24 protein-coding genes are annotated in these 23822 nt (G+C 67.5%); 11 read left to right on the forward strand and 13 right to left on the reverse strand.

Annotation, left to right across the window (positions count from 1 at the left end):
- Positions 1-10: 10 nt before the first annotated feature.
- Entirely contained in the window at positions 11-1438 is a 1428-nt protein-coding gene (locus ACZLZQ_RS03210) for a gamma-aminobutyraldehyde dehydrogenase (protein WP_472948133.1), read from the forward strand.
- Positions 1439-1593: 155 nt separating this feature from the next.
- Positions 1594-2415 carry a sulfite exporter TauE/SafE family protein gene (locus ACZLZQ_RS03215; protein ID WP_472948134.1) on the forward strand — a complete coding sequence of 274 codons (822 nt, stop codon included), beginning with the start codon at positions 1594-1596 and terminating at the stop codon, positions 2413-2415.
- A gap of 19 nt (positions 2416-2434) precedes the next feature.
- Here the strand turns inward: ACZLZQ_RS03215 and ACZLZQ_RS03220 are convergent, their stop codons facing one another.
- The gene (locus ACZLZQ_RS03220; protein WP_472948135.1) at positions 2435-2881 is read right to left on the reverse strand and encodes an RbsD/FucU family protein; all 447 of its coding nucleotides are present in this window, start codon (positions 2879-2881) and stop codon (positions 2435-2437) included.
- A 168-nt stretch (positions 2882-3049) separates the two neighbouring features.
- Between ACZLZQ_RS03220 and ACZLZQ_RS03225 the strand changes: the two genes are divergently transcribed.
- On the forward strand, positions 3050-3214 hold the full coding sequence (locus ACZLZQ_RS03225; RefSeq protein ID WP_472932085.1) for a hypothetical protein: 165 nt from the start codon (positions 3050-3052) through the stop codon (positions 3212-3214).
- Between the two features lie 91 nt (positions 3215-3305).
- Here the strand turns inward: ACZLZQ_RS03225 and ACZLZQ_RS03230 are convergent, their stop codons facing one another.
- The 6 genes from ACZLZQ_RS03230 to ACZLZQ_RS03255 form a co-directional block, all read right to left on the reverse strand.
- A complete protein-coding gene (locus tag ACZLZQ_RS03230; RefSeq protein WP_472932084.1) occupies positions 3306-3425 on the reverse strand; it encodes an MFS transporter small subunit in 120 nt (39 codons plus the stop codon).
- A 10-nt stretch (positions 3426-3435) separates the two neighbouring features.
- Positions 3436-4791 (reverse strand): L-lactate MFS transporter, encoded by a 1356-nt coding sequence (locus ACZLZQ_RS03235; RefSeq protein WP_472948434.1) that lies wholly within the window; start codon positions 4789-4791, stop codon positions 3436-3438.
- Positions 4792-4959: 168 nt separating this feature from the next.
- Positions 4960-6186, reverse strand: a complete 1227-nt coding sequence (locus ACZLZQ_RS03240) for an OpgC family protein (protein WP_472948136.1) — start codon at positions 6184-6186, stop codon at positions 4960-4962.
- Positions 6187-6254: 68 nt separating this feature from the next.
- A complete protein-coding gene (gene mdoH / locus ACZLZQ_RS03245) occupies positions 6255-8138 on the reverse strand; it encodes a glucans biosynthesis glucosyltransferase MdoH (protein WP_472932387.1) in 1884 nt (627 codons plus the stop codon).
- Positions 8139-8240: 102 nt separating this feature from the next.
- Positions 8241-8606: a hypothetical protein gene (locus tag ACZLZQ_RS03250; RefSeq protein ID WP_472948137.1), complete on the reverse strand. Its 366-nt coding sequence runs from the start codon at positions 8604-8606 to the stop codon at positions 8241-8243.
- Positions 8603-10243: an OpgD/OpgG family glucan biosynthesis protein gene (locus tag ACZLZQ_RS03255; RefSeq protein WP_472948138.1), complete on the reverse strand. Its 1641-nt coding sequence runs from the start codon at positions 10241-10243 to the stop codon at positions 8603-8605. The genes ACZLZQ_RS03250 and ACZLZQ_RS03255 overlap by 4 nt, the downstream gene beginning before the upstream one ends.
- A gap of 167 nt (positions 10244-10410) precedes the next feature.
- Here ACZLZQ_RS03255 and ACZLZQ_RS03260 point away from each other — a divergent pair, with 167 nt between their 5' ends.
- On the forward strand, positions 10411-11292 hold the full coding sequence (locus tag ACZLZQ_RS03260) for an SMP-30/gluconolactonase/LRE family protein (protein WP_472948139.1): 882 nt from the start codon (positions 10411-10413) through the stop codon (positions 11290-11292).
- A 53-nt stretch (positions 11293-11345) separates the two neighbouring features.
- On the opposite strand, the gene ACZLZQ_RS03265 is transcribed toward ACZLZQ_RS03260, so the two are convergent.
- Both ACZLZQ_RS03265 and ACZLZQ_RS03270 read right to left on the reverse strand, forming a co-directional pair.
- The gene (locus ACZLZQ_RS03265) at positions 11346-12302 is read right to left on the reverse strand and encodes an aldose epimerase family protein (RefSeq protein WP_472948140.1); all 957 of its coding nucleotides are present in this window, start codon (positions 12300-12302) and stop codon (positions 11346-11348) included.
- A 208-nt stretch (positions 12303-12510) separates the two neighbouring features.
- On the reverse strand, positions 12511-12996 hold the full coding sequence (locus tag ACZLZQ_RS03270; protein WP_472932078.1) for a MarR family winged helix-turn-helix transcriptional regulator: 486 nt from the start codon (positions 12994-12996) through the stop codon (positions 12511-12513).
- A 245-nt stretch (positions 12997-13241) separates the two neighbouring features.
- Here ACZLZQ_RS03270 and ACZLZQ_RS03275 point away from each other — a divergent pair, with 245 nt between their 5' ends.
- Positions 13242-13652 (forward strand): diacylglycerol kinase, encoded by a 411-nt coding sequence (locus ACZLZQ_RS03275; RefSeq protein WP_472948141.1) that lies wholly within the window; start codon positions 13242-13244, stop codon positions 13650-13652.
- Between the two features lie 13 nt (positions 13653-13665).
- Here ACZLZQ_RS03275 and ACZLZQ_RS03280 read toward each other — a convergent pair whose 3' ends face one another.
- Genes ACZLZQ_RS03280 through pabB form a run of 3 tightly spaced genes read right to left on the reverse strand, consistent with a single transcriptional unit; the run spans position 13666 to position 16533 of the window.
- Positions 13666-14532, reverse strand: coding sequence for an aminotransferase class IV (locus ACZLZQ_RS03280; RefSeq protein ID WP_472948142.1), 867 nt, complete (start codon positions 14530-14532; stop codon positions 13666-13668).
- Positions 14513-15109, reverse strand: coding sequence for an anthranilate synthase component II (locus ACZLZQ_RS03285; RefSeq protein ID WP_472948143.1), 597 nt, complete (start codon positions 15107-15109; stop codon positions 14513-14515). The genes ACZLZQ_RS03280 and ACZLZQ_RS03285 overlap by 20 nt, the downstream gene beginning before the upstream one ends.
- Positions 15106-16533, reverse strand: coding sequence for an aminodeoxychorismate synthase component I (gene pabB, locus ACZLZQ_RS03290; protein ID WP_472948144.1), 1428 nt, complete (start codon positions 16531-16533; stop codon positions 15106-15108). Before pabB ends, ACZLZQ_RS03285 begins: the two co-directional genes overlap by 4 nt.
- 303 nt (positions 16534-16836) lie before the next feature.
- Here pabB and sthA point away from each other — a divergent pair, with 303 nt between their 5' ends.
- Positions 16837-18312: a Si-specific NAD(P)(+) transhydrogenase gene (gene sthA, locus ACZLZQ_RS03295; RefSeq protein WP_472948145.1), complete on the forward strand. Its 1476-nt coding sequence runs from the start codon at positions 16837-16839 to the stop codon at positions 18310-18312.
- A 224-nt stretch (positions 18313-18536) separates the two neighbouring features.
- Here sthA and ACZLZQ_RS03300 read toward each other — a convergent pair whose 3' ends face one another.
- On the reverse strand, positions 18537-20036 hold the full coding sequence (locus ACZLZQ_RS03300) for a CoA-acylating methylmalonate-semialdehyde dehydrogenase (RefSeq protein ID WP_472932072.1): 1500 nt from the start codon (positions 20034-20036) through the stop codon (positions 18537-18539).
- Between the two features lie 122 nt (positions 20037-20158).
- Between ACZLZQ_RS03300 and ACZLZQ_RS03305 the strand changes: the two genes are divergently transcribed.
- The 5 genes from ACZLZQ_RS03305 (at position 20159) to ACZLZQ_RS03325 (ending at position 23811) form a co-directional block, all read left to right on the forward strand.
- A complete protein-coding gene (locus ACZLZQ_RS03305) occupies positions 20159-21040 on the forward strand; it encodes a LysR family transcriptional regulator (protein ID WP_472948435.1) in 882 nt (293 codons plus the stop codon).
- 107 nt (positions 21041-21147) lie between these two features.
- Positions 21148-21402: a ribbon-helix-helix domain-containing protein gene (locus ACZLZQ_RS03310; RefSeq protein ID WP_472948146.1), complete on the forward strand. Its 255-nt coding sequence runs from the start codon at positions 21148-21150 to the stop codon at positions 21400-21402.
- Complete coding sequence (locus ACZLZQ_RS03315) at positions 21389-21682, forward strand: type II toxin-antitoxin system RelE/ParE family toxin (protein ID WP_472948147.1); 294 nt, start codon at positions 21389-21391, stop codon at positions 21680-21682. The genes ACZLZQ_RS03310 and ACZLZQ_RS03315 overlap by 14 nt, the downstream gene beginning before the upstream one ends.
- 221 nt (positions 21683-21903) lie before the next feature.
- Positions 21904-22104, forward strand: coding sequence for a DUF3329 domain-containing protein (locus ACZLZQ_RS03320; protein ID WP_472932068.1), 201 nt, complete (start codon positions 21904-21906; stop codon positions 22102-22104).
- Between the two features lie 171 nt (positions 22105-22275).
- The gene (locus ACZLZQ_RS03325) at positions 22276-23811 is read left to right on the forward strand and encodes a putative bifunctional diguanylate cyclase/phosphodiesterase (RefSeq protein ID WP_472948148.1); all 1536 of its coding nucleotides are present in this window, start codon (positions 22276-22278) and stop codon (positions 23809-23811) included.
- Positions 23812-23822: the final 11 nt, after the last annotated feature.

Consider the following 23822-nt stretch of genomic DNA (forward strand, 5'->3'; position numbering starts at 1 on the left):
GGAGACTCTCATGGACACCGAGATGCTGATCGGCTCGGCCTTCACCGCCGGCACGGAGACCGAGGAGGCCGTCCTCAACCCGCGCACCGGCGAGACCGTCCTCACCCTTGCGGAAGCCTCCGCCGCGCAGGTGGACGCGGCGGTAGCGGCGGCGAAGACGGCGTTCGAGACCTGGTCGCGCACGACGCCCGCCCAGCGCGCAGGCTATCTGCTGAAGATCGCCGATGCGATCGAGGCGGACGCGGCGGGCTTTGCCGCGCTGGAATCGCTGAACTGCGGCAAGCCGATCAACGCCGTCCTCAACGACGAGATCCCGGCCATCGCCGACTGCTACCGCTTCTTCGCCGGGGCGGTGCGCACGCTGCCGGGCCAGGTCGCGGGCGAGTACCTGCCCGGCCATACCTCGATGATCCGGCGCGATCCCGTCGGCGTGGTCGGCTCGATCGCGCCGTGGAACTACCCGCTGATGATGATGGCCTGGAAGCTCGCGCCGGCGATCGCGGGGGGCAACACCGTGGTGTTCAAACCCTCCGAGCAGACGCCGCTGACCGCGCTGAAGTTCGCGCGCCTTCTCGCGGACATCCTGCCGGAGGGCGTCGTCAACGTCATCCTCGGCCGCGGCGCGAGCGTCGGCAATGCGCTGATCCACCATCCCGGCATCGACATGGTCTCGATCACCGGCGATGTCGGCACCGGGCAGAAGGTGCTGCAGGCGGCCGCCACCACGGTCAAGCGCACGCATCTGGAACTCGGCGGCAAGGCGCCGGTCATCGTCTACGACGACGCCGACCTGTCCGCCGTGGTCGAGGGCCTGCGCGCCTTCGGCTTCTACAATGCCGGCCAGGACTGCACCGCCGCCTGCCGCATCTATGCCGGCGGGAAGATCTACGACAACCTCGTCGCCGACCTGTCCTCGGCGGTCAACGGCATCCGCTACGACCTCGCCGACGACACGGAGAACGAGATCGGCCCGCTGATCTCCGGCCGCCAGCGCGACCGTGTCAGCGGCTTCGTCGACCGCGCCACGGAATTGAAGCACGTCGAGGTCACCGCCGGCGGCAAGGTCTCGGGCGATCGCGGCTTCTACTTCCAGCCGACGGTGATCGCCGGCGCCTTGCAGGACGACGAGATCGTCCGGCGCGAGGTATTCGGCCCGGTGGTCTCGGTCACCCGCTTTTCCGACACCGACGATGCCGTCGCCTGGGCGAACGATTCCGACTACGGGCTCGCCTCCTCGGTCTGGACCAAGGATGTGTCGCGCGCGATGGCGACGGCGGCGCGGCTGCGCTACGGCTGCACCTGGGTGAACACCCATTTCATGCTGGTCAACGAGATGCCGCATGGCGGCCTGAAGCGCTCGGGCTACGGCAAGGACATGTCGCAATACGCCCTCGAGGACTACACGGTCGTCCGCCACGTCATGATCAACCACGGCTAGGCCGGAGCGGATCAACCGCCAACGGGCGATCGAGGGCACCGGGACAGCTTCGCCCCGGCCCGGTCCCAACGCCGGCGACCTGGCCGCAGAGGCGCGTCGGCCCCATGCTTACGATACGGCATTGCCGGCGGGGGTGCGGGCCCGTAAGAGCAGGGATGCCCGACATCGCCCTCCTCGTCCCCATGCTCCTCACCCTCCTTGCCGCCAGCGTGCTCGGCGGGCTGCTCGCCGGGCTGTTCGGCGTCGGCGGCGGGGCGATCTTCGTGCCGGTGCTCTACCACACCTTCACCTTGCTCGGCGTCGACCCGGCGATCACCATGCACCTCTCGATTGCCACCTCGCTGGCGATCATCGTGCCGACGGCGCTGCGCTCGCTCGCCGCGCACCGGCGCCATCCCGGCATGGTCGACATGGCGCTGCTGCGCGAATGGGTGGTGGCAGTGCCGCTCGGCGTCATCGCCGGCACGGTGGTCGCGGCCTATTCCTCCACCGCCGCGCTGAAGGGGATCTTTGCCGCCATCGCCTTCGTGCTGGCGCTGAAGATGATCATCGGCCGGCTGCCGCTGAATTTCGGCACCGACCTGCCGGGCCTTGCCGGGCGCTCGCTCGCCGGCTTCCTCATCGGGCTCCTGTCGGCGCTGATGGGGATCGGCGGCGGCGTCCTCAACAACACCTTCATGACCGCCTGGGGCCGTTCGATGCACCAGGCGGTGGCGACCTCCGCCGGCGTCGGCGTCATCATCGCCATCCCCGGCCTCGTCTCCTATGGCGTCGCGGGCTGGGGCGATCCGCGCCTGCCCGCCTTCAGCCTCGGCTATGTCAGTCTCGCCGCGACGCTGATCGTGGCGCCGGCGGCCATGCTCGTCGCCCCGATCGGCGCGCGGCTGGCGCACCGCCTGTCGAAGCGCCGCCTTCAGCTGGCCTTCGGCATCTTCCTCCTCGCCGTGGCGCTGCAGTTCGTGTGGGACCTCGTCTGAGCGCCTGAACGGCGGGGCTTCAGTCGAAGACGACGCCCTTCTTCAGGAGAAAGCAGCCATAGGGCCGCGACTCCGTGGTCTGCACCACCGCATAGGCGCGGCGCGCCGCCTCGTAAAAGGCGAAGCGCTCGACCTTCTCGATCCCGATGCTCTTGCCCTCGGCGGCATCGACCACCGCCTGCATGTCGGCGTGCACATCGAGCACCGCCTCGTGGTCGCCGACGACCGCCATGCGCCGCACCGGCTGATCGACGAAGCTGTCGAGCGGCAGCAGCGTCAGGATCGCGCGGGCCGCCTCCGTCGTGTCGACTCCGGCCAGCTGCACCAGCTTGCCGCTGACGGTGGCCCTCGCGGTCGAGACGGCCGGGAAATTGCGATCGGCGAGCACCAGTTCGTCGCCATGGCCCATCTCGGCAAGGATCGCCAGCAGTTCGCTGCCGATGATCGGCGGTATCGTCTTCAGCATGTTTCCTCCGGATGAATGCTTCGGCCCCGACGTCGTACCAGCGGGCAAAGCCGAGCGGAAGCCAAAGCGATCCGGGCGATCCGCCCCTGCCAGGCGCCTTCTCTATCCCGCCCACCCGTGACACCCGGCGGGAGGGCCCTATGTCATCGGCATAGAGGAGAGATCACCATGAGCCGCATTCCCACCGATGAATTCGACAACCAGCAGGACCAGCCGGACGACGAGGACCGGATGAAGGACCAAGGCGCCCAGCGCGTCCAGCAGGACGAGATCGAGGAGGCCCTGCGCAACCGCAAGACCTATCCCGAGATCAAGGCCCCCACCGGCAAGTAGTCCAACGCAGAAAGGCCGGACGCCCTGCGGCATCCGGCCTTTCCCTAGTCTGACAGACGCCCGCGCCTTCCCCGGCGCGGGCGTTGTTGTTTCAGGCGAAAAGCGCCATCGCGCTTTTCAGCGTCATCACGACGCCCCAGGCGAGCGGCAGGCCGACGAAGATCCAGGCGAGCGCCACGAGGATCGGGCTGGTGGTGATTTTCTCGTTCATCGCTCTCTCCTCAGGCGGCCAGCGGACGGGGATCGGCCGGCAGGTGGTGCTTGGCGGCGACCGGCTTCATCATGAAGTTCAGGAGGAAGCCGACCGCCAGCAGGCCGGCCATGATGTACATCGTCACCGTATAGGCGTCGGCCTTCGCCACGCCGTTGGCGATCTGGTACTCGCGGATGTAGTTGACGAGCACCGGCCCGGCGACGCCCGCCACCGACCAGGCGGTGAGGAGCCGCCCGTGGATCGCGCCGGCATATTTGGTGCCGAACACGTCGCGGAGATAGGCCGGGATGGTGGCGAAGCCGCCGCCGTACATCGACAGGATGATGGCGTAGAGCAGCACGAACAGGACGATCGAGCCCATCTGACCGGCGGTCGGCACCAGCGCGTAGATCACCACGCCGAGGGCGAAGAAGATCATGTAGGTGTTGCGCCGGCCGATATAGTCCGAGGTCGAGGCCCAGAAGAATCGCCCGGCCATGTTGAACAGGCTGAGCAGACCGACGAAGCCGGCGGCCGCGGCGGGGGTGATGATACCCGGGAACATTTCCTGACTCATCAGCGAGGCCTGGCCGAGCACGCCGATGCCGGCGGTGACGTTGAGGCAGAGCACGCCCCAGAGCAGCCAGAACTGCGGCGTCTTCAACGCCTCGTCGACATGGACATTGGCGGAGGTGACGAGGCCGCTCGACTTCGTCGCGGGCACATAGCCTTCCGGCAGCCAGCCCTCGCGCGGCACGCGCACCAGGGTCGCGCCGACCATCATGTAGACGAAGTAGATCAGGCCCATCGCGACGAAGGTGCCGGCGACGCTGAACTGGCTCATCAGGTAGACCGAGAGCGGCGAGGCGATGAAGGCGCCGCCGCCAAAGCCCATGATCGCCATGCCGGTGGCCATGCCCGGCCGGTCCGGGAACCAGGTCATCAGCGTCTTGACCGGCGAGATGTAGCCGAGGCCGAGGCCGCAGCCGCCGAGCACACCATAGCCGAGATAGACCAGCCAGAGCTGGTGGGTGGAGATGCCGAGCGCGGCGACGAGGAAGCCGCCGCCGAAGAAGCAGGCGGCCGTCGCCATGGTCCTACGCGGCCCGACCCGCTCGACCCATGCGCCGCCGAACGCCGCCGACAGGCCAAGGAAGACGATGGCGATCGAGAAGATCCACCCGAGCGAGGGGATCGTCCAGTCTTGCCCGACGGCGGGCTCGGTACCGCCGATCAGCAGCGACAACGGCTTGTTGAACACCGAGAAGGCGTAGGCTTGGCCGATGCACAGATGCACGCAGAGCGCGGCCGGGGGCACCAGCCAGCGGTTGAAGCCGGGCTCGGCCACCGTGCGGGACCGCGACAGCCAGCCGCCTCGCCCCATGTCATTGCTTGTCGTCGCCACCGCGTTTCCTCCCAGAGTTCGGTTGCACGCTTAACGCTTTTGCCGTCAGCCGCAATCGTACGAAGGGCTGATGAATAGCAGCAGGCCAGTGCCGGCAAGTCGCAGCGAAGCGGCACGACACATATCAGCGGTTTTATTTGATGTTGCTTAGGCCGTCGGCGTCGACGCGAGTGCCTCGCTTTGCTTCGGCGCAATGGTCCCGACAAACGGCGACGCGACGGGCGTTGCGACAACCGGACGCGGTGCCGCCTTCGGCGCTGGCTTGGTGCGCTTCCACCAGTCGAGATAGGCGGCGAGGGCAAAGTGCAGAGCCAAGCCCACGCCGATCAGGACCGAGTCGTAGAGGAAGGTCGAGGGCCGGCCGAAATGCACGATCTGCGCGATCAGCGACAACGCAGTTCCCAGCGCAAACACCGGTAGGGAATGACGTCCGAGAAGGGTGAAGGGGTTGTTCGCGCCGACCCGCTGCAGCGGCGAGGTGAGCGGCGCGTGCGCAAAGACGTAGATCATCGCCAGGAGATGCAGCAGCCGCGGCAGCGTGACGAAAGTCTTGTCGAAATAGCTGATCAGGAACGGCCAGCCGAGCAGCCGCTCCGAGCCCCAGGCATCGAGGCCAACGAACACGTAGGCGCCGACGAGATAGGCGATCGCGAGCGTGTAGAGAGTGGCGTTATATGGCACCGCCGGCTGCGACCGCTGCCGTTTCGACAGGCCGCACCACAGGCCGATGGCGAAGATGAACTGCCAGGCCAGCGGGTTGAAGAACCAGCCGCCGGGATAGGGGAAGTTCGGAATGTCAAGCCGGTAGAGCCCGGTGACCAGCCAGAACAGGCCCGACGCCAGCAGCATGCCGTGCCGCCCGACGAGCTTCACCAGGAGAAGGTGCACCGGCAGCATTAGGAGGATCACCGAATACATCGGCAGGATGTTCACGTAGCCGAGCTGGTGCGAAAGCGTAATGACGCCGACCAGCGCCTCGATCGGCCGGGTGATGAAGGTCTCGAGCCCAAAATGCAGCAGCATGTCGCCGCGCCCGAAAGCGAGCGCCGCCCAGCAGAACAGGCCGATGGCGAACATCGTCAGCATGATGTGGACGAGGTAGAGGACGCCCGCCCGCCGCCAGGCCTTCAGCAGTGTCACCAGCCGCGCCCCGCCGAGGAAGGGTTTGGCGTAGGCGAACGCCGAGGCGAAACCGGCGAGGAAGACGAAGAGCTCGGCGGAATCGGAGAAGCCGAAATTGCGGGAGGTGTAGTTCTCCCAGATGTTGCCGGGCACGTGGTTGACGAAGATCATCGCGAGCGCGATGCCGCGGTAGAAGTCGACCCGCTGGTCTCTGACAGGTTTCGGCGGCGGGACGGCGGTCTCTGACGGCATGCGTTCTTCGGCTCCGAAGGCTATCGGCATAGTGGAGATGCCACGCTGCCGGTGACGATCGTCGTCGATCAGGCCGGATTGGCAGCCAGGACCGGAGCCTGGCGGGTCTCCTTGTCGACAGCATGGCCGTCGAGAATATTTTCCAGCCGGCGACGCCAGGATTCGGACGCGCGGACGACGGGCTCCGGGTCGAGCTCGAAGGGCGTGGCGAAGAGGCCGTGGCGGCGCGCGAAATCGCCAAGCTGCGGATTGCCGGACAGACTGATGAGCAGCGGCGAGAACATCAGCGGGACGGCGATCGGGCAGACCCAGAGGAAGAGGTTCGGCGAGTAGAAGAAGGTCGCGAGAAGCAGCGCGGTGCCGGCGATGACCATGTACCAGCTGGCCTTGAAGGAATCGCGCAGCGGCAGGCTGCCGTCTTCGCGCTCGGTGGCCGGCCAGCCGCTGTCGGCACCGATCAGGATCTCGCCGACGGCCTTCGACTGGAACATCATCATGATCGGCGCCAGCGTCGAGGTCATCGCGAGCTCGGCGGTGGCACCCGCCAGCACCTGCCAGGCACCGCCGAACGACTTGCGCTTGGAGCCGAAGGCGCTGGCAAAGGCGATCAGCGTCTTCGGCAGGAGGAGAAGCAGGAAGATGCCGAACAGGAGCAGAAGCGCCTTGCCGGTCTCGGGCGTCGGGAAGACGGGGAACAGCGAGTCGGCGGGGAAATAGTTCGGCTCGGCGGCGATGATCGGGTCGAGCAGCGAGACGATCAGGAACATCAGCCAGATCGGCGACGCGGCATAGGCCATGATGCCACAGACCAGCGCAATGCGGCTCCAGAGGTTCAGCTGTGGCGCCGTGATCAGCCGTCCGTGCTGCAGGTTGCCCTGGCACCAGCGACGGTCCCGCTTGGCATATTCGATGAGGTTGGACGGGGCTTCCTCGTAGGAACCCTCGAGGTCGGGATCCAGCCGGACGCGGTAGCCGCCGCGGGCGAGCAGTGCCGCCTCGACGAAGTCGTGGCTGAGGATGTGGCCGCCGAAAGGTGCCTTGCCCGGCAGCGAGGGCAAGCCGCAGCAGTCAGCGAAGGCCTTGACGCGGATCATCGCGTTATGGCCCCAGAACGGCCCCTCGCGGCCCTGCAGCGCGGCAATGCCGCGCGAGAAAACCGGCGAGAACAGCGCGGCCGAGAACTGCAGCGCGCGCCCGAACAGGGTGCGGCGGCCGATGATCAGCGGCTGCGTCTGCAGCAGGCCGAGCTCGGGATCGGCATCCATGCGGTTGACCATTTCGAGAATGGTCTGCGGCCGCATGAGGCTGTCGGCGTCGAGCACCAGCATGTAGGCGTAGGCGCCGCCCGACGTCGTGACGAAATCGCCGACATTGCCGGCCTTGCGGCCGATGTTCTTGACGCGGTTGCGGTAGTAGAGGTGCCCCGCGACTTCCAGCTCGGCGGCCAGCACGAAGGTTGCCCGGCGCTCCGCCTCGACGAACTCCGCCTTGGTGGAATCGCTGAGGACGTGGAAGTCGAAGCCGTCGAGACGCTTGATCGCCCGAAGGCCCTCCATCATCGCCGCGATCCGGCCGAAAACCGCTTTCGGGTCCTCGTTGTAGACGGGGACGAGGATGGCGGTGCGGTTGGGGCTGGAACGCGAGGGAATGGAGACCGACTTGCGCTCGCCGATGCCCGACAGGATGCCGGTGACGGCGGTATTGAAACCCCAGGCCAACCAGACGCAGCAGATGGTCAGCAGCGAGACCTGCAGCACCTGCAGCCGGCTGGTGCCGCTGGCGGTGACGATCGACGCGAACAGTCCGCCGGCGATGAGCGCGAGGATCACCGCGGTGGCGGCGAAGCAGAAACGGCGAAAGGCGATCAAAGGGCGGCCTATTGTCGGACGAAGCATGACGCCAGGAACGGCGTCCTGGCCCGGAAGTGCGAAGTCTCGCGTAGCTTTATCAATTTCGCGTGCGCAGCGCCACCCGACCGAAAACCGGCGTCAGGTGAGGCGCTGCGAGGGAAGAATGATCAGGCGCTTATCGGAGCCAGCGCCTGGCGACCTTGATCAGCGCCCGAACGAGACGAGCTTCGACCAGGGAGAGGCGGACCGCTCGGGCGAACGCTCCCGCAGGATCGACTGGATCGGCATGACCAGCGCCGATTGCGGTGCCGGCAGGACCAGCTTGCGCAGCATGGCGAGCGCGAGCGGCTTGCCCGCGATGGCTGCCTTCAGCACACCAGGGGCGTGGGACGGATCCCGACCCTCGAACACCAGGCGCTCGGCGATCGCCGCCAGAACCGCTTCATCCGAGAGATCGGGACGTCCAAGGAGCATGCCGGATGTACGGGGACTGCGAACCGGCTGACGCGGCAAGGGCGCGACACGGTCGAGCGGTACGGTTTTCTCGGGGAGCGTTGCGAACACGGTCATACGGCATCCGTCCATTGATAGAGCCATGTTTCAGTGACAATGCGCTGCAGCATCGAAAGTTTCGCCCGCAGTTCCACCGGGGCGGAGTTCAGCTTCTGAATCTCGAGCGACAGGCGCCATCCGCCGTCCGGCAGGCGATCGAGCGCCGTGTGCACCAGCTTGGCATTGTCCGGCGTGTCGATGATGGCGTCCAGCACGGCGTCCGCCGGCAGGTTGCCGATGGTGCCCTTGATGAAGTTGATCGCGAAGCGTCGCGTGTTCGGCGGCGTCTCGTCGGCCGCGTTGCCACCGACGCCACCATAGGTGCCGGCGACATACGCGAGGCCCGCGGCCTCCTCCACGACATTGCCCCAGCGCATGCGGTAGCGGAATTCGTACTGGCTGCCGGCGTCGGGCTTCTTCTCCGGCACCCAGAAGGCGACGATGTTGTCGTTGATCTCGGAGTTGGTTGGAATCTCGACCAGCTCGACCATGCCGCGACCCCAGTCGCCGAGCGGCTCGATCATCAGCGACGGGCGAAGCTCGTAGCGCGACTCGATGTCCTCGTAGTGCGAGAAGTCACGGTCGCGCTGCATCAGGCCGAAAGCCGCCGGCGACGCTTCCTGGAAATAGGACAGTGCCAGGGATTCGGGGTTCTTCAGCGGACGCCACAGGCGCTCGCCATTGCGCCGGTGGATCGACAGGCCATCGCTGTCGTGCACTTCCGGGCGGAAATCGTCGCGGTTGCGCCGGTCGTTCTCGCCGAAGGTGAACATCGAGGTCAGCGGCGCGACGCCGAGACGGTCGACGGCGTTGCGGAAGTTCAGCCGCGCGGTGACGTCGATCAGCGTCTCCGGGCCAGGCGTGATGGTGAAGGCGTAGGCGCCGGTAAGGCTTGGGCTGTCCAGCTCGGCGTAGAGCTGGATGGTGTTTACGCCCGGCTCAGGCTTGACGATGTAGAAGGCGCTGAAATGCGGAAACTCTTCCGCCGTCTGTGTCGCGGTGTTGATGGCAAGGCCCCGCGCCGACAGGCCGTAGCGGTTGCCCATGCCGAGCGCCCGGAAATAGCTGGCGCCGAGGAAGGTGACGAGCTCGTCGAAATAGTCCGGACGCTGCAGCGGGTAGTGCAGGCGGAAGCCAGCCACACCCGGAAGCGTGATGCGCTGGAAGATCGTCGGATCGAGCGGCGCGCGGTATTCGAAATCGGCGCCGGAGAAGGCCTTCAGCTCGAAGCGCTTGCCGTCGCCGAGATAGATCCGCGTGGTGTCGCTGACCCGCGCGCCGGGATAGAAGGCCTGCAGCTGAAAGCTAAGCGGATCGCCTTGCCACAGCGCATGATCCGGCCGGAATCGGATGGCGCGGTGTTCGTCATAGGTGAGATTGGTCAACGCTTCCGGCAGCGCCGCCTCGTTCTCGACATAGGGCGTCTCCGCCCGCTTGCGCATCATTGCCGAGAAGGATTCAAAGTCGAAATTGTCGATCACCGTCGCCTCGGCGCCGGGCACCGCAGGGGCCGGCGGCGTGGGCGCCGGCGGGACGGGAGCCGGCGGAGGCGCCGATTCCTGCGCGGCACCAGGGCCGGCTGCGGCCGCCATTACGGCGGCGGCGACGCCCATCTTCAGGGCGGTGCGGCGGGAGAAATAGGGACGCTGTTTCAACTAGATCGATCTTTTTATAGTGCAGCTGCTCACTCCCTTAGCATATGCACAATTCTGCGCATTGCATAGCGAGTGGCTGGCGATTGGGACTCTTAATAACGCTCTAATGCGCCATCTGCGTGACCAAAGCGTTGACGAAGGATCGAAGCGGTTTGGGACGAGGAAAGATGCGGCAGGTTGCGGGCGTATTGAGCGAGGTGGCGGCGGTGCTCGGCGAGGGAATTGCCGTGAACCCAATGACCGGGGCACTCGCCTGGTTCGATATTCCCGGCCAGAAGAAGCTTACCCACGACTTCGTCACAAACATGACGACCGAGGAGCCGTTGCCCGAGATGGGCTCGGCCGGTGCGGCAGTCGATGCCGAGAGCGACATGGTTTTCCTCGCCAGCGGCCTCTGGCGTCGTCAGCGCTCCGACGGCGCGCTGGAGCGGCTGGCGGCAATCGAGGCGGACCGGCCGGACCTGCGCAGCAATGACGGCCGCACGCATCCTTGCGGCGCCTTCTGGTGCTCCACCATGGCGCTCGACAAGACCGAGGGCGCCGGGTCGATCTACTGGTTCTTCAAGGGGGAACTGCGCCAGCTCTACACCGGCCTCACCGTCGGCAATGCGATCTGCTTTGCCGAGGATGGCAGCTACGCGCATTTCTCCGACACCCCGCGCGGCACGATCTGGCGAGTCGCCACCGACCCCGCGACAGGCCTGCCGATGGGCGAGCCGGAAGTGTTCCACCAGGCGGTCCCCGGCGATCCCAGCGGTCCGGACGGCGCCGTCCTCGATCGCGACGGCCGCCTCTACAGCGCCCGCTGGGGCGGCGCGCGCGTCGACATCTTCGACCGCGATGCCACCCTCCTCGGCGAGATCGCCACCGGCGGCCCGAACACCACCTGCCCGGCCTTCTGCGGCCCGGCCCTCTCCTGGCTCGCCATCACCACCGCGCGCGACGAGTTGAGCCCCGAGGAGCTCGCCCGCCACCCGCAATCCGGCAAGACCTTCATCATCGACATCGGATGCCGCGGGCGGCTCGACCCGCCGGTGCGCCTCGGCTGACGGGCCACGGGTCGCAGGCTATGGCTGCGAGAATGCCGCGTTGCCGCCCCGGATCAGACGCGGCGGAAGCGGTAGACGCTCTCGTGGACGTAGGCGTCGCCGGGGCCAAGCAGCGTCGGCGGAAAATCCTTGTGGTTCGGCGCGTCCGGCCACTCCTGCGGCTCGAAGGCGATGCCGCCATAGGCGGCGATCCCTTGCCCGTCGAGGCCGGTGATCGTGCCGTCGAACAGCGCCCCGTCATAGACCTGCAGGCCTCTTTCGGTGGTGGAAAGCTCGAGCTCGACGCCGCCGCCGCGCACCGTCGCCACCGGCCGCGGCCGGGCCGTGCGGCCGCCGTCGAGGCAGAAGTTATGGTCCAGCATGTCCGGGCCCTCGACGAGACGCCGGGGCGTCCGGAAGTCGAAGCCCGTCCCCTCCACCGGCTGCACCGCGCCGGTCGGGATCAACGCCGCATCGACCGGCAGATAGGCCTCGGCGCCGACCTGCAGCAGATGATCGCGGGTGGAAGCCTCGCCGGAGAGATTGAGGTAGAGATGCGACGTCATGTTGAGGACGCTGCGCCGGTCGACCGTTCCCTCGTAGCAGATGACGAGGGTGCCGGGATCCTCGACGGCGAAGATCGCCCGGACGCTGGCGGTGCCGGGATAGCCGTCCGCGCCGTCGGGCGAGACGAGGGTCATGACCACCCGGTCCGCTCGGCTTTCCGCGATGGTCCATTCGCGCGCCCAGAAGCCTGTCGTGCCGCCATGCAGCTGGTTCGGCGGCTCGTTGATCGAGAGCTGGTGCACCGTCCCGTCGACCGGCAGGCGGCCACCGCCAAGGCGGTTGGCATTGCGGCCGATGGTGGCGCCGAGAAAGGCGCGGTTGGCCGGCCCGTAGAAGGAAAGATCGGGCGTCCCGAGCACCAGCGAATGCGCGACCCCGGCAAGGTGGACCGACTGGATCGACGCCCCCGCCGTAAGGACGACGACCTCGATCGAGCCCGTCTTCAGCATTACCGTCTCGGTCATGTCCGTCTCCTCCGCCTGCCGGCCGCCTAGAAAGGGCGCCACGGGAACCCTACCGCTCCAGGCGCCCGCCCGTTCCCTGGGAGCGGCGTTCTCCCGGAAAACGCTTCGGTTTCCGGGGGATGCTGTAGGAGACCGGGCGGGCGGAAGTCAAACCGACGCGCCACGCACGCGCCTTGGCAGGAAGAGCCGGGAGAAAGCCCGTCGGGCGCTAGCGAAGCCGGCGCAGCTTGGCGCTGAGGAGATCGTCGACCTGGTCCAGAACCGAGGTCACCCGGGCGACGTCGGCAAGGCTCAGCGAACTGACGAGATCGGCTTCCAGCCGGTCCCAGATCACCTTGACGGCGGCCTTGGCCGCCTCGCCCTCCTCGGTCAGCATCACCATGGTGCGCCGGGCATCGCGGTTGCTCGCGGCCCGCAGCACCAGCTTCTTCTCGATCAGCCGGTCGAGCATCTTGGAGACGGTCGACGGGCGAACGGCGAGCTGGTCGGCGAGCGCCGAAACGCTGACCGGCGCGTCCCGCTCCAGCCTGTTCAGCAGCTGGTCCTGGCCGGGATGCAGGTCGATTTCGCTGAGCACCAAGGTGAGGAAGGCGCGGGTCGACTTGGCGATGGAGAGCAGCGACGGGACGATATGGCTGGTATCGGCCCCGCTCGACACCGGCGAATTACGCCCATTGATCAAGCTGGGAGTCAAAGTCCGGGTATCTTCCATAAGAGCAAGGATCCAAATCGGCAGAAACGGTCGCTGTGGAGTGTTAATCCTTCATCAATTCAAGTCGTGCGACCGATCGTTGCAATTTGCGCGAAGTTCTTCATACCGCCGCTATGCACGACTGACAATTCAGCCTTTCGTTGCGGCAGCCCTCGTACGATTTCGTTCGGCTGCAGCGGGTTGAAGCAGGCTGGCGTGGATCGCGGCGACGTTCAACGGAGAAAGACATGGCCGATATCAGGGTGATCTGTGCCATCGGCCATAGCGGCCAGCTCGGCCTCGACGGCGTGCTGCCCTGGGAAGGCAATCCCGGCCGCCCCTTCGTCGAGGACGTCGAGCGCTTCTTCGAGGTCAGCCGCGGCCACGTGCTGATCGCCGGTCCACGCACCGTGGCGTCCTTCCCGCCCTTCGTGAAGCTCGACCGCACTATCGTCGAGATCCGATCGCACGAGGACCCGCAGGAAGTGCTGTCGCGCTTTCCCGACCGCGTCGTCTATGTCGGCGGCGGCCCGCGGGTCTGGGATGTCTACGCCCCCTTCGTCCGGCACTGGGACATCAACCGCGTGCCCTATGACGGCCCGGCCGATACCTGGTTCGATCCGGCCTGGCTGATCGCCGGCGGCGCGGGGCGGCGCTGACGTCCGATAGGTCTTAGCCCGGCAGCTTCGCGCCGAGGTCGCGCGGGTCCTTGCCGCAGTCGCGGGCGATCGCCTCGCAGAGCCCGATCATCAGCTGGCGGACGGCTTCCGGCACGTCGGCGCTCTCCGCCTTGCCGGACAGTGTCATCGGCGAGATCAGGCGCAGGCTGTTGGTGAGGAACAGCCCGTCGGCGGCGTCGAGGCTCTTCGGCGATACCGAGCGCTCGATCGGTCGGAGGCCGAAATCCTCGCCCTCCTCGATCACCCAGCCGCGGGTGATGCCCGGCAGAACGCCGTCCTTCAGCGGCGGGGTCGCGAGGTCCATGCCGTCGGCGACGAAGAGATTGCCGAGCGAGGAACAGGCGACGACGCCCTTGGTGTTGAGGAACAGCGCCTCGCTCGCCCCTTCCCGCTCCGCCCGGCGCGAGGCGAGGATGGCGTCGAGATAGCCGAGGCTCTTGATCCGCGACAGCGGCGAGGTCTCGTTGCGGCGCACCTCAGCCATCGCGCAGCGGATCGGCGCGAACATCAGCGAGGGCGTCAGCGGCGCGCTGGAACCCAAAATCAGCGGCGCCGGCTCGGACGGCAAGCGGAGCCCGCGCTGTCCGGGGCCGCGCGTCACCGTGAGACGGATCGAGCCGTCGACCTGGCGCTCCGCCAGCGCCGTCATCGCCGCCTCGATCTCGGCTACCTCGACCGGGATCTCCACGAGTTCCAGCGCCGCCGCCAGCCGCGCCACGTGCTGCTTCAGCCGGAAGACGGTGCCGCTGATCGCCAGCGCCGTGTCGAACAGCCCGTCGCCGAGCAGGAAGCCGCGGTCGCGCGCGTCGACCGCGGTGTCGGCGGGCACGAAGCCGCCCTTAGTCCAGACGGTCTGCATGCCAGCGCTCCGCAAGTCCGAGAAAGTTCTTGAAGAGGGTGAGGCCCTCGGGCGTCAGCACCGATTCCGGGTGGAACTGGATGCCGAAGGTCGGGTGCTCGCGGTGTCGCAAGCCCATCACCTCCCCCTCCTCCGAACGGGCATCGACGATGAGCTGCCCGGCCATCGCCCCGGTCTCCTCGACGATCAGCGAATGATAGCGCCCCGCCTGCATCGGGCTCGGCACGCCCGCGAACAGGTCCCGTCCGTCGTGCGTGATGGCGGAGGCGCGCCCATGCAGCGGCCGGCGGGCCCGCTCGACCCGGCCGCCGAAAACCTCGCCGATGCACTGGTGGCCGAGGCAGACGCCGAGGATCGGCACCGTGCCCGACAGTCTCTCGATCAGCTCCAGCGAGACCCCCGCCTCGGCCGGGCTGCAGGGGCCGGGCGAGACGACGATGGCGCGCGGAGCCCTCGCCACGATCTCGTCGACCGTGATCTTGTCGTTGCGCACCACATCGGTCCGGCCGCCGGCGCGCTCGACATAGCGGGCGACGTTGAAGACGAAGCTGTCGTAATTGTCGACGACGAGGATCATGCCACGTCCCCGGCAGGCGCTTCCCCGGCCTCCGCCTTGGCCTCGGCAGGCGCGGCCTCGAACGCGGCAAACACCCGCGCGGCCTTGGTCAGCGTTTCCTCGTACTCCGCCGCCGGGTCGGAGAGGACGGTGATGCCGCCGCCGGCCTGCAGCGTGGCCCGGCCGTTCGCCAGCGTCACCGTGCGGATGGCGATGTTGAGGTCGAGCGCGCCGTCGAAGCCGAGATAGCCGATCGAGCCGCAATAGATGCCGCGCGCCGTAGCCTCGATCTCGGTGATGATGTCCATCGCCCGGATTTTCGGCGCGCCGGTGATCGATCCGCCGGGAAAAGCGGCCGCGATGAGGTCGAGCCCGTCGGCGTCGCCGCGCAGTGTCGCCGAGACCACCGAGGTCAGGTGGTGCACGCCCGCATAGCTCTCGAGGCCGCAGAGCACCGGCACCTCGACCGAATCGGGCGTCGCGACGCGGGCGATGTCGTTGCGTAGGAGATCGACGATCATGATGTTCTCCGCCCGGTCCTTTTCCGAGGCGACGAGGGCGGCGCCGAGCGCTGCATCCTCCGCCGGGTCGGCGGCGCGCGGCGCGGTGCCCTTGATCGGCCGCGCCTCGACGCTGCGCCCCGAGAGTTTCAGGAAGCGCTCGGGCGAAGAGGAGGCGATCGTCAGGCCGGGAAACTCGAGATAGGCGGCGAACGGCGCCGGATTGGCCGCCCGCAGGCGCTCGTAGAAGGCGAAACCGTCGAAGGCCGGGGGGAGCGTCGTGGTGAACTGCTGGGCGACGTTCGCCTGGTAGATGTCGCCGGCGAGGATGTACTCCCGCACGGTCTCGATCGCCGCCTCGTAGCGCGCGCGGGTAAAGTTCGACGACCAGGCGAGCGCCGCACGCCCGGCGGCGGGAGCGCGCTCCGCAGGACGCGCTAGCGCCGCGAGGATCGCGTCGATGCGGGCCTCGGCCCGGACGGCGCGCCCGCCCTCTGCCGCCGGGAAGCCTGACGAGAAAAGGGTCGCGCTTTCCGCCTCGAGGTCGAAGGCGAGAACCGTGTCGTAGAAATTCAGGAGCAGCGACGGCGCCTCTGGATCGAGCCCCGGCGGTTGGTCGAGCTCCTCGAGATGCTGGGCGAAATCATAGCCGATGGCGCCGATCGCGCCGCCCTGGAACGGCGGCAGGCCGGGCACCGCCGGCATCGCGAAGCGCTGCATCACCTCCCGCAGGCAGTCGAGCGGCCGGCCCTCCAGCCGCACGCCGTCGAACACGGCGCCCTCGGCGTCGACGGTGAAGGCGGCGAAGGGCGCGGCCGCGACATAGGCGTAGCGGCCGAGGCCCGGATGCGGCATGGCGCTGTCGAGGAAGGCGAGCCCGCCCATCCCGCGCAACCGTGCCGCGGCCTCGGCCGGGGCGATGAAATCGATGCGTCGCTGCCACATGGCCGGATGTGAAGCATGCTTCCCCGGCTCCGTCAAAGCGTCAGTCGGCGCGCCGCGGCGATCTTTTGCCGCGCCCGGCACTGCCGGCCGTTCCACCGCAGGCGTGGCGCCGGCATGGCTCGGCCGATGAGGCCCGGCTGCGGGCGCCGGGGCCCTTGATCGCGGAATGCTTTGCCCTCCTTATAGCGGCATGCTGCGGTGCGGCAGGCGACGGGATCCTGTCGGCCTCACGCAATCTTGCCGGGTTAAGCAGGCGCGACGCTGCGGCCCGCCGCAGCCCGGAAAGCTCCGAGGAGTGCCGACATGGCAGACTACGACCTCATCGTCATCGGCAGCGGCCCGTCCGGCCGGCGGGCCGCCATCCAGGCCGCCAAGCTCGGCAAGACCGTGCTGGTGGTCGACAAGCGCGCGGAGGTCGGCGGCGTCTCCGTCCACACCGGCACCATCCCCTCGAAGACCATGCGCGAGACCGTGCTGAACCTCACCGGCTGGCGCGAGCGCGGCTTCTACGGCCGCTCCTACCGCGTTAAGAAGGACATCACCGCCGCTGACCTTCTCGCCCGCACCTCCAAGACGCTGGAGCACGAGGTCGACGTGCTCGAGCACCAGTTCAGCCGCAACTACGTGCAGACGGTGCAAGGACTGGCACGGTTCCTCGGCCCGCACGAGGTCGAGGTCCGCGAAAGCGAGACCGAGGCCGAGGTGCACACCGCGGCTTTCGTGGTCATCGCCTGCGGCACACGGCCGTTCCGCCCGGCCTACATCCCGTTCAACGGCACCAACGTCCTCGACAGCGACGAAATCCTGACCATCGACAAGCTGCCGCGCAGCCTGACGGTGGTCGGCGCCGGCGTCATCGGCGTCGAATACGCGACCATCTTCTCCGCCCTCGATGTCGCGGTCACGCTGATCGAGCCGCGCGAGAGCTTCCTCGACTTCGTCGACAAGGAGTTGATCGAGGAATTCGTGCACGAACTGCGCGACCGCAACGTCTCGATCCGCTTGGGCTCCGAGGTGACGTCCGTCGCCCTGGACCAGGCCGGCCGGCCGCATTGCGAGATCGCCAGCGGCCGCAACGTGACCAGCGACGTGCTGCTGTTCGCCGCCGGCCGCGTCGGCGAGACCGACGGGCTGAACCTCGACGCCGTCGGCATCGCCAGCGACCACCGCGGCCGCATCACGGTCGACCCGAAGACGCTGCAGACCTCGGTGCCGCACATCTACGCCGCCGGCGACGTGATCGGCTTCCCGAGCCTCGCCTCCACGTCGATGGAACAGGGCCGCCTCGCCGCTTGCCACGCTTTCGGCCTCGCCCCGCCGCCGCCGCCGGAATTCTTCCCCTATGGCATCTATTCCGTACCGGAGATCTCCACCGTGGGCATGACCGAGGAGGAGGTCCGCAAGCGCGGGATCGCCTACGAGTGCGGCATTGCCCGTTTCCGCGAGACCTCGCGCGGCCACATCATGGGTCTCGAGACCGGCATGATGAAGATGATCTTCTCCAAGAAGACCCGGCGCCTTCTCGGCGTCCACATCATCGGCGAGGGCGCGACCGAGCTCGTCCACATCGGCCAGGCCGTGCTGAACCTCAAGGGCACCATCGACTACTTCATGGAGTCGACGTTCAACTATCCGACGCTCGCCGAGGCCTACAAGATCGCCGCCCTCGACGCCTGGAACCGCGCCTTCGCGCCGTCGGCGGCCATCCCGGAGCCGGCGGATCCGGTCGAGGCGAAGGAGCCGGTGGCCGCCGCTCAGATCGCGGCCGCCGCCGAATAGCGAAAGGCGCGGCCGGCAAGGCTGCGTTCTTCTCCCCTCCGGGGAGAAGGTCGCGGCAGCGGGATGAGGGGGAGCGCCGCTGCCTTGCCCGAGAGGGGCGCGCGGTCGTCTTCCGGCGTCCCCCTCTTCGGCCTGCCGGTTCCCTTCTCCCCGGAGGAGCGAAGGAACAGCGTCACCACTGGGTGCCTCGCCGGCGCATCATGTCATCGACCGAGGCGTGAGCCTCAGTGCGAGATCGTCGGGATCGAGAACTCGGCGCCCGCCTTGATGCCCGACGGCCAGCGCGAGGTGACGGTCTTCGTCCGGGTCCAGAACTTGATCGAATCGGGCCCATGCTGGTTGAGGTCGCCGAAAGACGAGCGCTTCCAGCCACCGAAGGAGTGGTAGGCCATCGGCGTCGGGATCGGCACGTTGATGCCGACCATGCCGACATTGATGCGGCTGGCGAAATCGCGCGCCGCATCGCCGTCGCGGGTGTAGAGCGCGACGCCGTTGCCGTATTCGTGCTTCATCGGCAAGGCGATCGCGTCCTCGTAGGTCTTGGCGCGGATCACCGAGAGGACGGGGCCAAAGATCTCCTGCTTGTAGATCTCCATGTCGGGGGTGACGTGGTCGAAGAGGCAGGAGCCAACGAAGAAGCCGTCCTCATAGCCTTGCATCTTGAACCCGCGCCCGTCGACCTTCAGGTCGGCGCCCTCGGCAACGCCCTGCTCGATCAGGCCGAGAATCTTCTGCTGGGCGGCCTTGGTGACCACCGGGCCGTAATCGGCGGAGGCATCGGTCGCCGGGCCGATCTTCAGCGCCTCGACCTTCGGGACCAGCTTCTCGATCAGCGCGTTCGCCGTCGCCTCGCCGACCGGCACCGCCACCGAGATCGCCATGCAGCGCTCGCCGGCCGAGCCGTAGCCGGCGCCGATCAGCGCGTCGACCGCCTGGTCGAGATCGGCGTCGGGCAGGATGATCATGTGGTTCTTGGCGCCGCCGAAGGTCTGGGCGCGCTTGCCGAATTTGGCAGCCTCGGCATAGACATAGGCGGCGATCGGCGTCGAGCCGACGAAGCTCACCGCCGAGATGTCGGGGTGCTGCAGGATGCCGTCGACCGTCTCCTTGTCGCCGTTCACGACCTGGAGGATGCCCTTCGGAAGACCGGCCTCGATCATCAGCTCGGCGAGGCGCATCGGCACCGACGGATCGCGCTCCGACGGCTTCAGGATGAAGGCGTTGCCGCAGGCGATGGCGGGCGCGAACATCCACATCGGGATCATCGCCGGGAAGTTGAACGGCGTGATGCCGGCGCCGATGCCGACCGCCTGGCGGATCGAGTACATGTCGATGCCCGGCCCGGCGCCCTCGGTGAACTCGCTCTTCATGAGATGCGGGATGCCGATGACGAACTCGCAGACCTCGAGCCCGCGCACGATGTCGCCCTTGGAATCCTCGATCGTCTTGCCGTGCTCGGACGACAGGAGCTCGGCGAGCTCCTGCATATTCTCGTTGAGCAGCGCCACGAACTTCATGAAAACGCGGGCGCGCCGCTGCGGGTTGGTGGCCGCCCAGGCCGGCTGCGCGGCCTTCGCCGCGTCCACCGCAGACTGGAGGTCCGCGGCGGTCGCGAGCGACAGCTGCGCGGTCACTTGGCCGGTCGCGGGGTTGAAGATGTCGGCCGTGCGGCCGGCCGAGCCCGGCACGCGCTTGCCGTCGATGAAGTGGCCGATGCTGGTCATGTCCGTCTCCCTGATCCGATATGCCGCGCAGTGTCCGCCAAACCCGGACCGAATCAAGACATGCCAACGCGCATCCGTTGTGCAAAAACCAGCGTCCCCGCTCCGCTCGAAGGTCAATGCAAGTGAACTGGGACGATATTCGGCTCTTCCTCGCCGTCGCCCGCGCCGGCCAGATCCTCGCCGCAGCCCGCCGGCTGGGGCTGAACCACGCGACCGTCGGGCGGAGGCTCGACCAGCTTGAGAAGGCGCTGGCGGCCAAGCTGTTCGAGCGCCGGCCGAACGGCTGCACGCTGACCGCCGACGGCGCCGCCTTCCTGCCGGGCGCCGAACGCATGGAGGCGGAAATGCTCTCGGCGCGCTCCCTGCTCGGCAGTGCCGAGGTCGGGCTCAGCGGCACGATCCGGATCGGCGCGCCGGACGGTTTTGGCACCGCCTTCCTCGCCGCGCGCGTCGGCGTCCTGACGGAAAGGCATCCGGGCCTCACCATCCAACTCGTGCCGGTGCCGCGGGCCTTCTCGCTGTCGCGGCGCGAGGCCGACATCGCCATCACCATGGACCGCCCGGAAGAGGGCAGGCTGGTAGCGCAGAAGCTCGTCGACTATGCGCTCGGCCTCTATGCCGCGACCGCCTATCTCGACGTGCACGGACGGCCGATGGCGCTGGAGGACCTCGCGGGACACCGGCTAGTCGGCTATGTCGGCGATCTCCTGTCGACGCCCGCGCTTGACTACGCCGCCGAGATCGCCGGCAATGTCCGCAGCCGTTTCGAGATCTCGTCGGCGCTCGGGCAGACCGAGGCGGTGGCGTCGGGGGCGGGCATCGGCATCCTGCATGCCTTCATCGCCCGTCAGCGCCCCGGCCTCGAGCGCGTCCTGCCGGCGCGGGAACTGCGCCGCGCCTACTGGCTGGTCTATCACGAGAGCGCCCGCGGCAACGCCGCCGTCGCCGCGGTGGCAGCGGCGATCCGCGAGATGGTGGAGGCAGAGAAGGCAGGCTTCCTCTGACGCGGCCTCAGCCTTATTCCTCCTCGCCATTGCGCCCGCTCTGAGAGGCCATCGCGAAGCCCGGCCTGCTGCGCTATATCAAAGGCACCGACGAAGAGGGACCGCACATGGGACAGATCTCCATCTCCCTGCCCGACGACATCAACGCCTATGTCGCGCGCCGCGTCGAGGAAGGCGCCTATGCCGACGCCAGCGACTTCGTGGAAGCTCTCCTCCGCCAGGACCGGGAGAGCCGGCCCCTCGACACGGATGCGCTGTACGAACGGCTCGACGAGGCACTCGCGAGCGGCGTCGGCGACCGGCAACTGCCTGAGATCATGGCGGACGTGAAGGCGAGGCTGAAGGCGGATGGCCGGCTATAGGCTTTCGCGCAAGGCCGAGGAGAGGCTGGCGGAGATCTATGCCTATTCACTGCTGACCTTCGGCGAGACGCAGGCCGACCTCTATTTCGACAGCCTGCACCATGCCTTCGAGCTTCTTCAGGCAAATTCGGCGCTGGGCAAGGCCTTGGAGAGACGCGCGAACATGCGTTGCTTCGTGCACCGCCGACATACGATTTATTACGTAAGCGACGAAACCTCGATACTGGTCCTCGACATTCTTGGCGCAGGCCAGGATACGTTCAAATATTTGCAGAGGTAGGCGGTCCGAAGGCTCTACTTCATCGAACAATGAGGCTGTCGATCCGGAAATAAAACGGCCCTGGGAGGTCATCTCAGGCTGGTGGCGATTTAGAGCAACCGGGCACCGTTCGGAATGCCAACTGAGGCGATGGTTTACGCCGCGCCTCATGCCGCCTATCACGGGCCAGCGCGGCCGGGGACGCCCTCAAGTCCGTCGGCCGCAGTGCAGGAGCTTTGCGCATGGCGATGTCGAACCAGGAACACCCCTTCTTCCGCCCGCTCTGGCGCCGGATCGCCATCGTCGCGGTGACGGCGGCCTGGAGTGCGGTCGAGTGGTATCACGGCGAACAGGTCTGGGGCATGCTGACGCTGGGCATCGCCGTCTACTCCGCCTGGACCTTCCTGATCACCTATCCGAAGCAGCCCGGCGAAGTGAAGTAGCAGCGCCGCCCACCGCCGCAGGATCGCACCTTTTGCGGGCGGGCGCCTTCTCCGTCCAGGGCCGCTCCAACAGAAAATGCGGCGCCCCCGGGCGGATTTTTGTGACACCTGCAAACGATTCTTCATCATTTTGATAGCAAGCTACCATTACCCGCGACTGGGAGAATCCGCATGCGCCTCTTTCCCGACGCGGCCACCCGTGACGCCGCGATCCTCTTGGCTTCCGGTGTCGTTGCCTGGGGCCTGCTGCAGCACGTCGATGCCCATGAGATCCTGCATGGGTACTTCGAAGAGAACGAGGCCTGGCAGGCCGACGACCTCGTTCTCGGGCTCCTCACGACCGGAATGCTCGGCTTCGTCTATGCCTGGCGGCGGCTCGCCGATCTGAAGCGGGAGGCCGTCCAGCGCAACAGGGCCGAGGGCTACGCCGAATGGCTTGCCTATCACGACCCGCTGACCCGGCTGCCGAACCGCCACTTCCTCGAGGCGCGCCTCGCCGACGGCGACTGGGGCCTGTCATCGGTCGGCTCCGTCATCGCCATCGACCTCGACGGCTTCAAGAAGGTCAACGATCTCGTCGGCCATCACGGCGGCGACGAGCTTCTCGTGGCGATCGGGCGGCGCCTGAGCGAGAGCTTTCCGGTGGATGTCGCGATCCGGCTCGGCGGTGACGAGTTCCTGCTCGTCACGCCCCGCACGGGGAGCGCGGCCAAAGCGCTCTGCGAGGAGATCGTGCAGGTCCTCAGCAGTCCCTTGGTGATCGCCGATCTCCAGGTGGAGGTCGGCGCCTCCGTCGGCCTTGCAGCTTGCGGCGGGAGGCATGGGGTGGAGGCGGCCATGCAGCAGGCGGACCTCGCGCTTTATGCCGCCAAGCGCCAGGGCCGGAACTCGGTCTGCACCTACGATCCGAGCCTCCAGAACGCTCTGGCGGAGCGGATCGACCTTGAGCGGGCGCTGCGCAAGGCGATCACCAGCGGCAGCATCCGCCCGCACTACCAGCCGCTGGTCGACATGCAGACAGGAGCGGTCCGCGGCTTCGAGGCGCTCGCCCGGTGGACGCTCGACGACGGCACAGCAGTGCCGCCCTCGACCTTCATCGAGCTGGCCGAGGAGGCCGGCCTCATCACCGAACTGTCGGGCCAGCTACTGCGCCAGGCCTGCGTGGACGCCAAGACCTGGCCGGCCGAGACCTATATCGCCTTCAACCTGTCGCCGACCCAGCTGACCGACCGCCTTCTCGGCCTTCGCATTATACGTCTTCTCATGGACACCGGCCTGCCGGCCAAGCGCCTCGAACTCGAGGTCACGGAAAGCGCCGTGGTCCGGGATCTCGACGCGGCCATGGCGATCATCGGGGAGTTGCGGGCGGCCGGCATCCGAATCGCCATCGACGATTTCGGCACCGGCTTCTCCAGCCTGTCGCAGCTTGCCAACATCCCGTTCGACCGGATCAAGATCGACCGCAGCTTCGTCAATTCGTTCGAGGCAAACGAAAAGCAGGCGAAGATCGTGAAGTCGATCGTTGGGCTCGGTCAGGGGCTCGGCGTCGAAACCACAGCCGAGGGGATCGAACTCGCCAGCCAGTACGAGCACCTCAAGCTGCTCGGCTGCAGCAATGGCCAGGGCTATCTCTTCGGCAAGGCCATGCAGGCGTCGGACGTCGCGACCTTCATCGAGAACGCACCGACCCACCGCGACTGCGCCTGAGGCACCGTGCG

The organism is Mesocryomonas lacus (assembly GCF_055730105.2).

Bases quoted from the DNA above. Each gene is read 5' to 3' on its own strand.
- ACZLZQ_RS03300 (WP_472932072.1), bottom strand. From the start codon at position 20,036: ATGACCAGCATCGGCCACTTCATCGACGGCAAGCGCGTGCCGGGCTCG.
- sthA (WP_472948145.1), top strand. From the start codon at position 16,837: ATGGCAGACTACGACCTCATCGTCATCGGCAGCGGCCCGTCCGGCCGG.
- ACZLZQ_RS03275 (WP_472948141.1), top strand. From the start codon at position 13,242: ATGGCCGATATCAGGGTGATCTGTGCCATCGGCCATAGCGGCCAGCTC.
- ACZLZQ_RS03235 (WP_472948434.1), bottom strand. From the start codon at position 4,791: ATGGGGCGAGGCGGCTGGCTGTCGCGGTCCCGCACGGTGGCCGAGCCC.
- ACZLZQ_RS03225 (WP_472932085.1), top strand. From the start codon at position 3,050: ATGAGCCGCATTCCCACCGATGAATTCGACAACCAGCAGGACCAGCCG.
- ACZLZQ_RS03240 (WP_472948136.1), bottom strand. From the start codon at position 6,186: ATGCCGTCAGAGACCGCCGTCCCGCCGCCGAAACCTGTCAGAGACCAG.
- ACZLZQ_RS03215 (WP_472948134.1), top strand. From the start codon at position 1,594: ATGCCCGACATCGCCCTCCTCGTCCCCATGCTCCTCACCCTCCTTGCC.
- ACZLZQ_RS03230 (WP_472932084.1), bottom strand. From the start codon at position 3,425: ATGAACGAGAAAATCACCACCAGCCCGATCCTCGTGGCGCTCGCCTGG.
- ACZLZQ_RS03280 (WP_472948142.1), bottom strand. From the start codon at position 14,532: ATGCAGACCGTCTGGACTAAGGGCGGCTTCGTGCCCGCCGACACCGCG.
- pabB (WP_472948144.1), bottom strand. From the start codon at position 16,533: ATGTGGCAGCGACGCATCGATTTCATCGCCCCGGCCGAGGCCGCGGCA.
- ACZLZQ_RS03265 (WP_472948140.1), bottom strand. From the start codon at position 12,302: ATGACCGAGACGGTAATGCTGAAGACGGGCTCGATCGAGGTCGTCGTC.
- ACZLZQ_RS03210 (WP_472948133.1), top strand. From the start codon at position 11: ATGGACACCGAGATGCTGATCGGCTCGGCCTTCACCGCCGGCACGGAG.
- ACZLZQ_RS03320 (WP_472932068.1), top strand. From the start codon at position 21,904: ATGGCGATGTCGAACCAGGAACACCCCTTCTTCCGCCCGCTCTGGCGC.
- ACZLZQ_RS03285 (WP_472948143.1), bottom strand. From the start codon at position 15,109: ATGATCCTCGTCGTCGACAATTACGACAGCTTCGTCTTCAACGTCGCC.
- ACZLZQ_RS03315 (WP_472948147.1), top strand. From the start codon at position 21,389: ATGGCCGGCTATAGGCTTTCGCGCAAGGCCGAGGAGAGGCTGGCGGAG.
- ACZLZQ_RS03325 (WP_472948148.1), top strand. From the start codon at position 22,276: ATGCGCCTCTTTCCCGACGCGGCCACCCGTGACGCCGCGATCCTCTTG.
- ACZLZQ_RS03260 (WP_472948139.1), top strand. From the start codon at position 10,411: ATGCGGCAGGTTGCGGGCGTATTGAGCGAGGTGGCGGCGGTGCTCGGC.
- ACZLZQ_RS03250 (WP_472948137.1), bottom strand. From the start codon at position 8,606: ATGACCGTGTTCGCAACGCTCCCCGAGAAAACCGTACCGCTCGACCGT.
- ACZLZQ_RS03310 (WP_472948146.1), top strand. From the start codon at position 21,148: ATGGGACAGATCTCCATCTCCCTGCCCGACGACATCAACGCCTATGTC.
- ACZLZQ_RS03220 (WP_472948135.1), bottom strand. From the start codon at position 2,881: ATGCTGAAGACGATACCGCCGATCATCGGCAGCGAACTGCTGGCGATC.